The following is a 12,385-nucleotide window of genomic DNA, read 5'->3' on the forward strand; positions in this document are numbered from 1 at the left end:
TTACAGCACTTCAGGCGCGAGCGAGATGATCTTCATGTGGTTCTTGGCGCGCAGCTCGCGCGGAACCGGTCCGAAGATACGGGTGCCGATCGGCTCTTTCTTATTGTCGACGAGAACGGCCGCGTTCTTGTCGAAACGGATCACGCTGCCGTCCGGGCGGCGGATGTCCTTGGCCGTGCGAACCACGACCGCCTTCATCACATCGCCCTTCTTAACGCGGCCGCGCGGAATGGCTTCCTTGATCGACACCACGATGATGTCGCCGACGGATGCGTACTTCCGCTTCGAGCCGCCCAGCACCTTGATGCACATGACACGACGAGCGCCGGAATTGTCCGCGACGTCGAGGTTTGTTTGCATCTGAATCATGACTGGCCGCCTTCTTCTTTTCTAACGGGACGGGTGCTTTCACCCCTCCCCGGTCTGTCCAAAATTCGGTTCGTTCGCCCGGATCAAGCCTGATCCGAAGAGACGACAACCCAGCGCTTGTCCTTCGAAATCGGCTTCGATTCCTGGATAAACACCTGGTCGCCAACCTTGTGGGCGTTGTTCTCGTCGTGCGCCTTGTACTTCTTGGTCATACGCACGGTCTTCTTCATCACCGGATGGGTGAAGCGACGCTCGACCTTGACCACGACCGTCTTCTCGTTCTTGTCGCTGACGACGGTGCCCTGCAGGATGCGCTTTGGCATGGTTCTCGTCCTTAAGCCTTCTTGGCCGCGGCTTTTTCCGCGGCAATGGTCTTGATGCGCGCGATGTCCTTGCGGACCTGCTTCACGCGCGCGGTCTTCTCGAGCTGGCCGGTGGCCTTCTGGAAGCGCAGGTTGAACTGCTCCTTCTTGAGGGCCGCCAGGTCGTCGGTCAGCTGATCCTGGGTCTTGGTCCGGATGTCTTCGGCTTTCATGATCGCCTGTCCTTATTCTGCGATGCGCTGCACGAAGCGCGTCTTGACCGAGAGCTTGGCTGCGCCGAGACGCAGCGCCTCACGCGCGGTCTCCTCGCTGACGCCGTCGATCTCGAACATGATGCGGCCAGGCTTCACGCGCGCCGCCCAATAGTCGACGGCGCCCTTGCCCTTACCCATGCGGACTTCGGTCGGCTTCGAGGTGACCGGCAGATCCGGGAATACCCGGATCCAGACGCGGCCGGCGCGCTTCATCTCGCGGGTGATCGCGCGGCGGGCCGCCTCGATCTCACGCGCGGTGACGCGGTTCGGCTCAAGCGCCTTCAGCCCGAAACCGCCGAAATCCAGGTTGGTGCCGCCCTTGGCGGTACCGTGGATACGGCCCTTGAACTGCTTACGGAACTTTGTGCGCTTTGGCTGCAGCATCGTTCTAACTCCAAATTCTCAAATGTCTCAGGCGTTCTCGCGACGACGGCCGCGTTCGCGCTCGCCACCGGCACCGCCGCCGCCATGCGCGGCATCGCCTTCGGTTGCACGGCGCTCGGAAGCCATCGGGTCGTGCTCGAGGATCTCGCCCTTGAACACCCACACCTTGACGCCGCAGATGCCGTAGGCCGTGTTCGCCTCGGCCGTGCCGTAGTCGACATCGGCGCGCAGCGTATGCAGCGGCACGCGGCCTTCGCGGTACCACTCCATGCGCGCGATTTCGGCGCCGCCGAGACGGCCGGAGCAGTTGATGCGGATGCCTTCGGCGCCGAGACGCATGGCCGACTGAACGGCGCGCTTCATGGCGCGGCGGAACGCGATGCGGCGCTCGAGTTGCTGGGCGATCGACTGGGCGATCAGCGTGGCGTCGATTTCCGGCTTGCGCACTTCAACGATGTTGAGGTGCGTCTCGGACTTCGTCATCTCGGTCAGCTTCTTGCGAAGCTTCTCGATGTCGGCGCCCTTCTTGCCGATGATCAGGCCCGGACGCGCGGCGTGGATGGTGACGCGGCACTTCTTGTGCGGACGCTCGATCACGACCTTGGAGATCGCGGCCTGCTTGAGCTCCTTCTCGAGATACTTGCGGATCTTGAGGTCCTCATGCAGCAGCTGGCCGTACTCGCCGGTGTTCGCGAACCAGCGCGAATCCCAGGTACGGTTGATGCCGAGACGCAGCCCGATCGGATTGACTTTCTGGCCCATTATGCGGCCTCCCCTTTTTCCTCGACTTCACGAACGACGATCGTGAGGTGCGAGAACGGCTTTTCGATACGGCTGGCGCGACCGCGGCCACGAGCGTGGAAGCGCTTCATGACGATCGACTTGCCGACATAGGCTTCCGCCACGATGAGAGCGTCGACGTCGAGGTCGTGATTGTTTTCCGCGTTGGCGATCGCCGATTCCAGCGTCTTCTTGACCGTGCCGGAAATCCGCTTGGCCGAGAATTCGAGGTCGGAGAGCGCGGTCGCGACCTTCTTGCCGCGGATCAGCGCGGCAACCAGGTTGAGCTTCTGCGGGCTGATACGGATCGTGCGCAGAACGGCGCGCGCCTCGTTATCAGCAAGCCTGCGCGGAGCTTTGGCCTTGCCCATGATTATTTCCTCTTCGCCTTCTTATCCGCGCCGTGACCGTAATAGGTCCGGGTCGGAGCGAATTCACCGAACTTGTGGCCGACCATGTCCTCGTTCACCGAGACCGGGACGTGCTTCTGGCCGTTGTAGACACCGAAGGTGAAGCCGACGAACTGCGGCAGGATGGTGGAGCGACGGCTCCACATCTTGATCACCTCATTGCGACCACCTTCACGAACCTTGTCCACCTTCTTGAGAAGGTAGCCGTCGATGAAGGGGCCTTTCCAAATCGAACGAGTCACTTGGCGTTACCTCTTCTTAGCTCTTGCGCTGATGACGCGAGCGCAGGATGAACTTGTCGGTCGCCTTGTTGGACCGCGTCTTCTTGCCCTTGGTCGGCTTGCCCCAGGGCGAAACCGGATGACGGCCACCCGAGGTGCGGCCTTCGCCGCCGCCATGCGGATGGTCGACCGGGTTCATGGCCACGCCGCGATTGTGCGGGCGCTTGCCGCGCCATACGGTGCGACCGGCCTTGCCGTCATTGATGTTGCCGTGGTCGGGGTTCGACACCGCGCCGACGGTCGCCATGCAGGAGCCGTGCACGACGCGCTGCTCGCCCGAGTTCAGGCGCAGGATCGCCATGCCCTGGTCGCGGCCGACGAGCTGGGCGTAACCGCCAGCCGAACGGGCAACCTGGCCGCCCTTACCCGGCTTCAGCTCGATGTTGTGGACGATCGTGCCGACCGGCATCGAGGCCAGCGGCATCGCGTTGCCCGGCTTCACGTCGACTGCTTCGCCGGCCACGATCTTGTCGCCGGCAGCCAGACGCTGCGGGGCCAGGATGTAGGACAGCTCGCCGTCGTCATACTTGATCAGCGCGATGAAGGCGGTGCGGTTCGGATCGTATTCGATACGCTCGACCGTGCCGACGACGTCGTACTTCTTACGCTTGAAGTCGATGATGCGGTACGAACGCTTGTGGCCGCCGCCGATGAAGCGGGCCGTGATGCGACCGTAATTGTTGCGGCCGCCCGACTTGGTCAGGCCTTCGGTCAGGCCCTTGACGGGCTTGCCCTTGTAGAGGCCCGAGCGGTCGACGATGACCAGCTGGCGGGTGCTCGGCGTTACCGGGTTGAATTTCTTAAGTGCCATTGTCCTGTCCTCGCGGCCTTGCTCAGAGACCCGTCGCGACGTCGATCGACTGGCCATCAGCCAGCGTCACAACCGCCTTCTTGACGTCGCCCTGGCGGCCAACCGTGCCGCGGAAGCGCTTGATCTTGCCCTTGCGGACGAGCGTGTTCACAGCCGTCACCTTGACGCCGAAGAGAGCTTCCACGGCAGCCTTGATTTCCGGCTTCGACGCCTTCTTGGCGACGTTGAAGACGACCTGGTTCTGCTCGGAAGCCATGGTCGACTTTTCGGTGATCGCCGGCGAGACGATCACGTCGTAGTGACGGAGGTCGGTCATTTAAAGCGCTCCTCGAGAGCCTCGACGGCGGCCTTCGAGAGGACCAGCGTGCCGCGGCGCAGAATGTCGTAGACGTTGATGCCCTGGATGGGCAGCACGTCGATGTTCGGAATGTTGGTCGCGGCGAGCTTGAAGTTCTGGTCAAGCTCGGCGCCGCCGATCACCAGGGCGTTGGTCAGCCCCAGCGTCTCGAGGTTCGCCGCCAGCGCCTTGGTCTTGGCCTCGGCGAGCTTCAGCTCGTCGACGACGATGAGCGAAGCGCTCTTGGCCTTGGCCGAGAGAGCGTGCTTGAGGCCAAGCGCGCGCACCTTCTTCGGCAGCTCATGCTCGTGGCTGCGCACGACCGGGCCGTGGGCCTTGCCGCCGCCGCGGAACTGCGGAGCGCGAGCCGAGTGGTGACGGGCGCGGCCCGTACCCTTCTGCTTGTACATCTTGGCGCCGGTGCGCGCGATCTCGGCGCGGCCCTTGGCCTTGTGCGTGCCCTGCTGCTTCTTGGCAAGCTGCCAGCGCACGACGCGCTGCAGGATGTCCTCGCGCGGGTCAAGGCCGAAAATCTCCTCGGAGAGTTTCACCTTGCCGGCGTCCTTGCCGCCGAGCGTTGTGATCTTGAGGTCCATTATTCCGCTCCCTCAGTGGCCGGGGCTTCGTTCTTGGCTGCAGCGGCACGGATCGCGGCGGGCTTCGGCGCGTTGGCCGGCAGCGCCGCCTTGGCAGCGTCGCGAACCAGGATCCAGGCGCCCTTGACGCCGGGAACCGCGCCGCGGATCAGGATCAGGCCGCGATCGGCGTCGGTCGAGACGACCTCGACATTCTGCGTGGTCACGCGGGTGTCACCCATGTGGCCGGCCATCTTCTTGCCCTTGAACACCTTGCCGGGGTCCTGGCGCTGACCGGTCGAACCGTGTGTGCGGTGCGAGACCGAGTTACCGTGCGTGGCGCGGCCACCACCCATGTTGTGCCGCTTGATCACGCCCTGGAAACCCTTGCCGGTCGAGGTGCCGGTGACGTCGACCTTCTGGCCGGCGACGAAATGCTCGACCGTCAGCTCGGCGCCGACGTCGATCATGTTGTCGGCCGAGACGCGGAACTCTGCGAGCTTCGCCTTCGGCTCGACGGAAGCGGCGGCGAAATGGCCGCGCATCGCCTTCGACGTGTTCTTCACCTTGGCAAGGCCAACGCCGAGCTGGACGGCGGTGTAGCCGTTCTTCTCCTGCGTGCGCTGAGCCACGACCTGGCAGTTCTCCATCTGGAGAACGGTGACGGGAACGTGCTCCCCGGCATCATTATAGATGCGGGTCATTCCCACCTTCTTTGCAATCACACCTGAACGCATCGGTTCAATTCCTTTAGAGTTCCGGGCCAGGGGCAACGCCCCTTACCGCGCTCCATTCCCTTAGAGCTTGATCTCGACGTCGACACCGGCCGCCAGATCGAGCTTCATCAAAGCATCGACCGTCTGCGGGGTCGGATCGACGATGTCGAGCAGCCGCTTGTGCGTGCGCATCTCGAACTGCTCACGGCTCTTCTTGTCGACGTGGGGCGACCGGTTGACCGTGAATTTTTCGATCCGCGTCGGCAGCGGAATGGGGCCGCGGACGTTGGCGCCGGTGCGCTTGGCGGTCGACACGATTTCGCGCGTCGAGGCGTCGAGCACCCGGTGGTCAAACGCTTTAAGGCGGATGCGGATATTCTGTCCGTTCATGCGTCAATTCCTTGTTCTGGCGCGGCGCGGGCAGCTCCCGCGCCCGCGACAGATCCGTTGCAGTCCAATTATTCCTTGATGGTGACGACGATGCCTGCACCGACGGTGCGGCCGCCTTCACGGATGGCGAAGCGCAGCTTCTCTTCCATCGCGATCGGCACGATCAGCTCGACGTCGACAGTGATGTTGTCGCCGGGCATGACCATCTCGGTGCCGGCCGGCAGCGTCACGATGCCCGTCACGTCGGTCGTGCGGAAGTAGAACTGCGGACGGTAGTTGGTGAAGAACGGCGTGTGACGGCCGCCTTCGTCCTTGGTCAGGATGTAGGCTTCGGCCACGAACTTCTTGTGCGGCTTCACCGAGCCGGGCTTGGCCAGAACCTGGCCGCGCTCGACACCTTCACGGTCGATGCCGCGCAGAAGCGCGCCGATGTTGTCGCCGGCCTGACCCTGGTCGAGTAGCTTGCGGAACATTTCCACGCCCGTGCAGGTCGTCTTGGCGGTCGGACGGATGCCGACGATCTCCAGTTCCTCGCCGACCTTGACCACGCCGCGCTCGACGCGGCCGGTCACCACCGTGCCGCGGCCCGAGATCGAGAACACGTCCTCGATCGGCATCAGGAACGGCTTGTCCAGCGGACGAACAGGCGTCGGGATATAGGCGTCGACCTGAGCCATCAGCTCACGGATGGCGTCCTCGCCGATGGTCTTGTTGGAATCTTCGAGAGCAGCCAGCGCCGAGCCCTTGACGATCGGAATGTCGTCGCCGGGGAACTCGTTCTTCGACAGAAGCTCGCGAACCTCAAGCTCGACCAGCTCGAGCAGCTCGGCGTCGTCGACCTGGTCGACCTTGTTCAAGAACACCACGATCGAGGGCACGCCGACCTGGCGGGCAAGCAGGATGTGCTCGCGGGTCTGCGGCATCGGGCCGTCGGCGGCCGACACAACCAGGATCGCGCCGTCCATCTGCGCGGCACCGGTGATCATGTTCTTCACATAGTCGGCGTGGCCGGGGCAGTCGACATGGGCATAGTGACGGTTGGCCGTCTCATACTCGACATGCGCCGTCGAAATCGTGATGCCGCGCGCCTTCTCTTCCGGCGCCGCGTCGATCTGGTCATAGCGCTTGTATTCGCCAAAATACTTCGTGATCGCCGCCGTCAACGACGTCTTGCCATGATCGACGTGGCCGATCGTGCCAATGTTCACATGCGGCTTGGTGCGCTCGAATTTACCTTTTGCCATGTGATCTCTCCATTCCTGCTTGCCCGTGCGGGGCTTGAATTAAGGTCTCGTGCAACCCGCTCGAGTTACGCGTATTTCTTCTGAACTTCCTGGGCGACCGCGGTCGGAACCGGCTCGTAGTGGTCGAACTGCATCGTGTACTGGGCGCGGCCCTGCGACATCGAACGCAGATTGTCGACGTACTTGAACATGTTCGCCAGCGGCACCATCGCGTTGATGACGACGGCAACGCCGCGCGCTTCCTGACCCTGGATCTGACCACGACGGCCGTTGAGGTCGCCGATGACGCCACCGACATAGTCTTCCGGCGTCACGACCTCGACCTTCATGATCGGCTCGAGCAGCTGCACGCCGAGGCGCGGAGCGGCTTCCTTGAAGCAGGCGCGGGAGGCGATTTCGAAGGCCAGCACAGAGGAGTCGACGTCGTGGAAGGCGCCGTCGACCAGCGTGGCCTTCACACCGATCATCGGGAAGCCGGCAAACGGGCCGGAACCCATGACGCTGTTGATGCCCTTCTCGACGCCCGGGATGTATTCCTTCGGAACCGCACCGCCGACGATCTTGGACTCGAACACGAACTCTTCGCTCTCGGTGTTCGGCTCGAAGATGATCTTGACGCGAGCGAACTGACCGGTACCGCCGGTCTGCTTCTTGTGCGTGTAGTCCTGCTCGTGCGTGCGGGTGATCGTCTCGCGATAGGCCACCTGCGGCGCGCCGACATTGGCTTCCACCTTGAACTCGCGGCGCATGCGGTCGACGATGATGTCGAGATGCAGCTCGCCCATGCCGGCGATGATGGTCTGGCCCGATTCCTCGTCGGTCTTGACGCGGAAGGACGGATCCTCAGCCGCCAAGCGATGCAGCGCGAGGCCCATCTTTTCCTGGTCGTTCTTGGTCTTCGGCTCGATGGCGATCTGGATGACCGGATCGGGGAATTCCATGCGCTCGAGGATGACCGGGTGCAGCGGATCGCACAGCGTGTCGCCGGTGGTCGTGTCCTTGAGGCCGGCCAGCGCAACGATGTCGCCGGCATAGGCTTCCTCGATGTCGGCGCGCGAGTTCGCATGCATCTGCAGCATGCGGCCGATGCGCTCCTTCTTGCCCTTCACCGTGTTGTCGAGCGAGGTGCCCTTGGTGAGCTTGCCCGAATAGATGCGGGCAAAAGTCAGCGAGCCGACGAACGGGTCGTTCATGATCTTGAACGCCAGCATCGACAGTGGCTCGTTGTCGTCGGCATGACGCTCGATCTCGGCGTCGGTCTTGGCGTCGACGCCCTTGATGGCCGGCACGTCGATCGGCGACGGCAGGTATTCGACGACGGCGTCGAGCAGCGGCTGCACGCCCTTGTTCTTGAAGGCCGAGCCGCAGAACATCGGGAAGAACTTGACCGCGATGGTGCCCTTGCGGATCAGCGCGCGGATCTCGTCATTCGACGGCATCTTGCCTTCGAGGTAGTTCTCGAGCGCGGTCTCGTCCATCTCGACGGCGGCCTCGATCATCTTCTCGCGGTAGCGCTCGGCCTTTTCCTTGAGGTCGGCCGGGATCTCGACGACGTCCCAGGCAGCACCAAGGGTTTCGTCGCGCCAGACGAGCGCGTTCATCTCGACGAGGTCGACAACGCCCTTGAACTCGGTCTCGGCACCGATCGGCAGTTGCATGACGACAGCCTGCGCGCCGAGGCGCGAACCGATCATTTCCTCGGAGCGGTAGAAGTCGGCGCCGATCTTGTCCATCTTGTTGCAGAAGATCATGCGCGGCACGTGGTACTTGTCGGCCTGGCGCCACACGGTCTCGGTCTGCGGCTCGACACCGGCGTTGGCGTCGAGCAGCGCGATGGCGCCGTCGAGCACGCGCAGCGAACGCTCGACCTCGATGGTGAAGTCGACGTGTCCGGGGGTGTCGATGATGTTGAAGCGGCGCATCTTGCCGTCACGACCCTTCCAGAAGGTCGTGGTCGCGGCAGACGTAATGGTGATGCCGCGTTCCTGCTCCTGCTCCATCCAGTCCATGGTGGCTGCGCCGTCATGGACTTCGCCGATCTTGTGCGACTTGCCCGTGTAGTACAGGACGCGCTCGGTCGTCGTCGTCTTGCCGGCGTCGATATGCGCCATGATACCGAAATTGCGGTAGTCTTCGATCTTGTATTCGCGGGCCATGGGAGGTGCCTCTCAGTCTCTTTCGCGTTACCAGCGGTAATGCGCGAAGGCGCGGTTGGCTTCCGCCATCTTATGGGTGTCTTCACGCTTTTTGACGGCCGTGCCGCGGTTGTTGGCCGCGTCCATCAGCTCGCCCGAGAGGCGGTCGACCATGGTGGTCTCGTTGCGGTTGCGCGCGGCGGCGATCAGCCAGCGGATGGCCAGCGCCTGGCGGCGCTCGGGGCGCACGTCGACCGGAACCTGGTAGGTGGCGCCGCCAACGCGACGCGAGCGCACTTCCACATGCGGCGCGACATTGTCGAGCGCCTGATGGAAGACGGTGACCGGCTCCTGCTTGGTCTTGGCCTGGACCTGGTCCAGCGCGCCGTAGACGATGGTCTCGGCAACCGACTTCTTGCCGTCATACATGACGGCGTTCATGAACTTGGTGACGATCAGATCGCCGAACTTGGGGTCCGGATTGATCTCACGCTTTTCTGCACTGTGACGACGGGACATGGGAAACCCTTACTTCGGACGCTTGGCGCCGTATTTCGAACGACGCTGCTTGCGGTTCTTCACACCCTGCGTGTCGAGCACGCCACGGATGATGTGGTAGCGGACGCCCGGCAGATCCTTGACGCGGCCGCCGCGGATCATGACCACCGAGTGTTCCTGAAGGTTGTGGCCTTCGCCCGGGATGTAGCCGATCACTTCAAAACCGTTGGTCAGGCGAATCTTGGCCACCTTGCGCAGCGCCGAGTTCGGCTTCTTCGGCGTCGTGGTGTAGACGCGCGTGCAGACGCCCCGCTTCTGCGGGTTCTGCTGCATGGCCGGGACCTTGTTGCGCTTCACCGGCGCCAGGCGCGGCTTGCGGATCAGCTGGTTGACGGTAGGCATTAAACCCTCTTGTCTCTCAATTCCGTGTCTGCCCTGTCAGGGCCGCTCAAAGCGTCATTTCCATACGCGAATTCGGGCAACACACCGCGTCTCGCGGTCCTGCCCGAACAAATTGCAGAGGAAGCGGAAGCCGCTTCATGCGCGCCGGAAATGTCTTTTCGCTCGTAAAACGAACCCTGTTTGAGACAAACTCCAAAGCGCGTCGCCTCGGAAAGGCTGGTCTCACATCGGTTCTGACGTCGCGGCTTCTACTCGTAAGGCCATTGCCCGTCAACCCCGCAACGGCAAATATTGCGGTCAATTCGGGGCTTGGCAGCCATGCGTAAAGCGCATGTAATTTTATTGCGTCTTTTTTCAAGAGCGAGGAAGAAAGTGACCGGCTTGCGGCTGTCTTCCCGGCCTGCTTCGTGCCAAAAGGCGGCTTGAACCGGACTATCTGCCGGAAAATGAGGAATCAACCCGTGAACGACAATGAGGAACGGCCGGTCACCATCATCACCGGACGGGTCTGGCGCAAGAAAGGCGGCAAGCCGGAAGGCGTGCATGTGATGCTGGTGGCGCCCGACGATGATTCTGCCGTGCGCCGCGCGCTCGAATCGCTCGCCGCGGAAGGATTCGCGGAGGCCGAGCTCGACCAGATCGGCGACATGGAGGGCGAACCCGACGAGGAGCCGCATCTGTCGGCCTATCAGGGCGCGCTCGAAGGCGAGGTCTCGATCGTCACCTTCGACGAGCCGTTCTGATATCGCGCCGGCGCACGTCGCTTCGGCTCACCCCCCAAACAACCCAGCCACTCTTCCCTTTCCGGAGTTCCCATGACCAGCAACGCAATCAAGCTCGGCATCGTCGGCGTGGGAAAGATCGTTCGCGACCAGCACCTGCCGGCGGTCGCCAAGGATGACAACTATCACCTAACGGCCGCGGCCAGCCGCCACGGCAAGGTCGACGGCATCGCGAACTATCCGACGATCGAAGCGATGCTTGCCGCCGAGCCCGGCCTCGATGCGGTCTCGCTCTGCATGCCGCCACAGTTCCGCTACGACGCCGCGCGCACCGCGCTGGAAGCGAAGAAGCATGTGTTCCTCGAAAAGCCACCGGGCGCGACGGTCAGCGAGGTCGAGCATCTCAAGGCGCTTGCCGAAAAGAACGGCGTCTCGCTCTTCGCCAGTTGGCATTCGCGCTATGCGCCGGCGGTCGAAGCCGCGCGTGCGTTTCTCGCCTCGGCCAGACTGACCTCGGCCGCCATCAACTGGAAGGAAGACGTGCGCCGCTGGCACCCGAACCAGGAATGGATCTGGGAACCGGGCGGCTTCGGCGTGTTCGACCCGGGCATCAACGCGCTGTCGATCGCCACCCACGTCCTTCCGCCGATGTTCATTACCTCGGCCGTGCTCGATTTTCCGGAGAACCGTGCAGCGCCGGTCGCGGCGCATGTCGCGTTCCGCACGTCCAGCGGCTTGCCGGTGACGATGGAGCTCGACTGGCTGCAGACCGGCCCGCAGAGCTGGGACATCCTGGCAGAGACCGACAAGGGCAAGATGGTGCTGTCGGGCGGCGGCGCGAAGCTCGCCGTCGACGGCAAAGTCGTCCACGAGGAGCCGGAAGCCGAATATCCGATGCTTTACAAGCGCTTCGCCGAGATTATTCGCGCCGGGAATTCGGATGTCGACCTGGCGCCGCTGCAGCACGTCGCCGATGCCTTCATGCTGGGCAAGCGCAACGTGGTCGAGGCGTTCTTCGACTGAGGCCGCGGCAAAGCGCCGAGGCGAACGAGACCTTTACTCGACGATCGCGATCGCGAATCCATCATAGCCCTTGGCGCCGACGGTCTGGATAGCAGTGCCGTCCAGTCGCTTGTCGCCGCCGATGAACGAAAACGCGGCGCGAGCGCCTTCGACATTGGCGTCGCCGCTGTTCTTTTTCACGACAGCGCCGTCACGGATGACGTTATCGCAGACAACGACGGTGCCTGAGCGTGACAGCTTCATGGCCCAGGTCAGGTAGTTCGGGTTGTTCGGCTTGTCGGCGTCGATGAAGATGAGGTCGAACGGATCGGCACCTTCGTCCGCCAGCGTGGCGAGCGACTGCAGCGCTGGACCGACCCGCAGGTCGACCTTGTCGGAAACCCCTGCCCGCTCGAAATTCGAGCGCGCGACCTTGGCGTGGTGCGGATCGAGCTCCAGCGTCACGACCTTGCCGTCCGCCGGCAATCCCCTCGCCATCCAGATGGTCGAGTAGCCGCCGAGCGTGCCGACCTCCAGCACCTTCTTCGCGCCGCGGATGCGCACCAGCAGTGACAGAAGCTTGCCCTGCGCGGCCGAGACGTCGATCGCCGGCAGGCCCTGATCGCGGTTGGCCTTGAGCACCGCATCCAGAATGGGATCCGCTTCGAAAAGAGAGGAAACGATATAGTCGTCGACAACCGTCCAGGTCTTGCTGCTCATGGCTCTTCCTCGTTCGTAAAGCTCAAATGCAA

19 protein-coding genes are annotated in these 12,385 nt (G+C 63.2%); 2 read left to right on the forward strand and 17 right to left on the reverse strand.

Translation table 11 applies throughout. From position 1 onward, the window contains the following. From rplN to rpsL, 16 genes are all read right to left on the reverse strand, one after another. A complete protein-coding gene (gene rplN / locus RFM41_RS10970) occupies positions 1–369 on the reverse strand; it encodes a 50S ribosomal protein L14 (RefSeq protein ID WP_006205457.1) in 369 nt (122 codons plus the stop codon). Positions 370–452: 83 nt separating this feature from the next. Continuing rightward, the gene (rpsQ, locus tag RFM41_RS10975) at positions 453–692 is read right to left on the reverse strand and encodes a 30S ribosomal protein S17 (RefSeq protein WP_023675136.1); all 240 of its coding nucleotides are present in this window, start codon (positions 690–692) and stop codon (positions 453–455) included. 11 nt (positions 693–703) lie between these two features. Then, positions 704–904 (reverse strand): 50S ribosomal protein L29, encoded by a 201-nt coding sequence (gene rpmC / locus RFM41_RS10980; protein ID WP_040983026.1) that lies wholly within the window; start codon positions 902–904, stop codon positions 704–706. 12 nt (positions 905–916) lie between these two features. Further along, a complete protein-coding gene (gene rplP / locus RFM41_RS10985) occupies positions 917–1,330 on the reverse strand; it encodes a 50S ribosomal protein L16 (RefSeq protein WP_027170364.1) in 414 nt (137 codons plus the stop codon). 27 nt (positions 1,331–1,357) lie between these two features. After that, positions 1,358–2,092: a 30S ribosomal protein S3 gene (rpsC, locus tag RFM41_RS10990; protein WP_112129139.1), complete on the reverse strand. Its 735-nt coding sequence runs from the start codon at positions 2,090–2,092 to the stop codon at positions 1,358–1,360. Next, positions 2,092–2,481, reverse strand: a complete 390-nt coding sequence (gene rplV / locus RFM41_RS10995) for a 50S ribosomal protein L22 (RefSeq protein ID WP_006205462.1) — start codon at positions 2,479–2,481, stop codon at positions 2,092–2,094. Before rplV ends, rpsC begins: the two co-directional genes overlap by 1 nt. A gap of 2 nt (positions 2,482–2,483) precedes the next feature. Continuing rightward, positions 2,484–2,762 carry a 30S ribosomal protein S19 gene (gene rpsS, locus RFM41_RS11000; RefSeq protein WP_006205463.1) on the reverse strand — a complete coding sequence of 93 codons (279 nt, stop codon included), beginning with the start codon at positions 2,760–2,762 and terminating at the stop codon, positions 2,484–2,486. A gap of 16 nt (positions 2,763–2,778) precedes the next feature. Next, a complete protein-coding gene (gene rplB / locus RFM41_RS11005) occupies positions 2,779–3,612 on the reverse strand; it encodes a 50S ribosomal protein L2 (protein WP_126084116.1) in 834 nt (277 codons plus the stop codon). A 22-nt stretch (positions 3,613–3,634) separates the two neighbouring features. Continuing rightward, positions 3,635–3,928 (reverse strand): 50S ribosomal protein L23, encoded by a 294-nt coding sequence (locus tag RFM41_RS11010; RefSeq protein WP_040983033.1) that lies wholly within the window; start codon positions 3,926–3,928, stop codon positions 3,635–3,637. Continuing rightward, positions 3,925–4,545 (reverse strand): 50S ribosomal protein L4, encoded by a 621-nt coding sequence (gene rplD, locus RFM41_RS11015; protein WP_320245251.1) that lies wholly within the window; start codon positions 4,543–4,545, stop codon positions 3,925–3,927. The genes RFM41_RS11010 and rplD overlap by 4 nt, the downstream gene beginning before the upstream one ends. Further along, the gene (gene rplC, locus RFM41_RS11020; protein ID WP_040994615.1) at positions 4,545–5,261 is read right to left on the reverse strand and encodes a 50S ribosomal protein L3; all 717 of its coding nucleotides are present in this window, start codon (positions 5,259–5,261) and stop codon (positions 4,545–4,547) included. Before rplC ends, rplD begins: the two co-directional genes overlap by 1 nt. Positions 5,262–5,321: 60 nt before the next feature. Continuing rightward, a complete protein-coding gene (gene rpsJ, locus RFM41_RS11025; RefSeq protein ID WP_006205468.1) occupies positions 5,322–5,630 on the reverse strand; it encodes a 30S ribosomal protein S10 in 309 nt (102 codons plus the stop codon). 68 nt (positions 5,631–5,698) lie between these two features. After that, positions 5,699–6,874 carry an elongation factor Tu gene (gene tuf, locus RFM41_RS11030; protein WP_040983039.1) on the reverse strand — a complete coding sequence of 392 codons (1,176 nt, stop codon included), beginning with the start codon at positions 6,872–6,874 and terminating at the stop codon, positions 5,699–5,701. 65 nt (positions 6,875–6,939) lie between these two features. Then, a complete protein-coding gene (gene fusA / locus RFM41_RS11035) occupies positions 6,940–9,030 on the reverse strand; it encodes an elongation factor G (RefSeq protein ID WP_320245252.1) in 2,091 nt (696 codons plus the stop codon). 27 nt (positions 9,031–9,057) lie between these two features. After that, positions 9,058–9,528 carry a 30S ribosomal protein S7 gene (gene rpsG / locus RFM41_RS11040; RefSeq protein ID WP_027170372.1) on the reverse strand — a complete coding sequence of 157 codons (471 nt, stop codon included), beginning with the start codon at positions 9,526–9,528 and terminating at the stop codon, positions 9,058–9,060. A 9-nt stretch (positions 9,529–9,537) separates the two neighbouring features. Next, positions 9,538–9,909, reverse strand: a complete 372-nt coding sequence (gene rpsL, locus RFM41_RS11045; protein ID WP_006202128.1) for a 30S ribosomal protein S12 — start codon at positions 9,907–9,909, stop codon at positions 9,538–9,540. Positions 9,910–10,370: 461 nt separating this feature from the next. On the opposite strand from rpsL, the gene RFM41_RS11050 reads away from it, so the two are divergent. Both RFM41_RS11050 and RFM41_RS11055 read left to right on the forward strand, forming a co-directional pair. Continuing rightward, complete coding sequence (locus tag RFM41_RS11050; RefSeq protein WP_040983044.1) at positions 10,371–10,652, forward strand: hypothetical protein; 282 nt, start codon at positions 10,371–10,373, stop codon at positions 10,650–10,652. A gap of 72 nt (positions 10,653–10,724) precedes the next feature. Beyond that, complete coding sequence (locus RFM41_RS11055) at positions 10,725–11,654, forward strand: Gfo/Idh/MocA family protein (protein WP_320245253.1); 930 nt, start codon at positions 10,725–10,727, stop codon at positions 11,652–11,654. 33 nt (positions 11,655–11,687) lie between these two features. Here the strand turns inward: RFM41_RS11055 and RFM41_RS11060 are convergent, their stop codons facing one another. After that, entirely contained in the window at positions 11,688–12,353 is a 666-nt protein-coding gene (locus RFM41_RS11060) for an O-methyltransferase (RefSeq protein WP_320245254.1), read from the reverse strand. Positions 12,354–12,385: the final 32 nt, after the last annotated feature.

The organism is Mesorhizobium vachelliae, assembly GCF_033977325.1.
GTDB classification, from domain to species: Bacteria; Pseudomonadota; Alphaproteobacteria; order Rhizobiales; family Rhizobiaceae; genus Mesorhizobium; species Mesorhizobium vachelliae.

What these genes read in the sequence shown, in the direction of transcription:
- rplN (WP_006205457.1), bottom strand. Translation starts at nt 369, where the DNA reads ATGATTCAGATGCAAACAAACCTCGACGTCGCGGACAATTCCGGCGCT.
- rpsQ (WP_023675136.1), bottom strand. Translation starts at nt 692, where the DNA reads ATGCCAAAGCGCATCCTGCAGGGCACCGTCGTCAGCGACAAGAACGAG.
- rpmC (WP_040983026.1), bottom strand. Translation starts at nt 904, where the DNA reads ATGAAAGCCGAAGACATCCGGACCAAGACCCAGGATCAGCTGACCGAC.
- rplP (WP_027170364.1), bottom strand. Translation starts at nt 1,330, where the DNA reads ATGCTGCAGCCAAAGCGCACAAAGTTCCGTAAGCAGTTCAAGGGCCGT.
- rpsC (WP_112129139.1), bottom strand. Translation starts at nt 2,092, where the DNA reads ATGGGCCAGAAAGTCAATCCGATCGGGCTGCGTCTCGGCATCAACCGT.
- rplV (WP_006205462.1), bottom strand. Translation starts at nt 2,481, where the DNA reads ATGGGCAAGGCCAAAGCTCCGCGCAGGCTTGCTGATAACGAGGCGCGC.
- rplB (WP_126084116.1), bottom strand. Translation starts at nt 3,612, where the DNA reads ATGGCACTTAAGAAATTCAACCCGGTAACGCCGAGCACCCGCCAGCTG.
- RFM41_RS11010 (WP_040983033.1), bottom strand. Translation starts at nt 3,928, where the DNA reads ATGACCGACCTCCGTCACTACGACGTGATCGTCTCGCCGGCGATCACC.
- rplD (WP_320245251.1), bottom strand. Translation starts at nt 4,545, where the DNA reads ATGGACCTCAAGATCACAACGCTCGGCGGCAAGGACGCCGGCAAGGTG.
- rplC (WP_040994615.1), bottom strand. Translation starts at nt 5,261, where the DNA reads ATGCGTTCAGGTGTGATTGCAAAGAAGGTGGGAATGACCCGCATCTAT.
- rpsJ (WP_006205468.1), bottom strand. Translation starts at nt 5,630, where the DNA reads ATGAACGGACAGAATATCCGCATCCGCCTTAAAGCGTTTGACCACCGG.
- tuf (WP_040983039.1), bottom strand. Translation starts at nt 6,874, where the DNA reads ATGGCAAAAGGTAAATTCGAGCGCACCAAGCCGCATGTGAACATTGGC.
- fusA (WP_320245252.1), bottom strand. Translation starts at nt 9,030, where the DNA reads ATGGCCCGCGAATACAAGATCGAAGACTACCGCAATTTCGGTATCATG.
- rpsG (WP_027170372.1), bottom strand. Translation starts at nt 9,528, where the DNA reads ATGTCCCGTCGTCACAGTGCAGAAAAGCGTGAGATCAATCCGGACCCC.
- rpsL (WP_006202128.1), bottom strand. Translation starts at nt 9,909, where the DNA reads ATGCCTACCGTCAACCAGCTGATCCGCAAGCCGCGCCTGGCGCCGGTG.
- RFM41_RS11055 (WP_320245253.1), top strand. Translation starts at nt 10,725, where the DNA reads ATGACCAGCAACGCAATCAAGCTCGGCATCGTCGGCGTGGGAAAGATC.
- RFM41_RS11060 (WP_320245254.1), bottom strand. Translation starts at nt 12,353, where the DNA reads ATGAGCAGCAAGACCTGGACGGTTGTCGACGACTATATCGTTTCCTCT.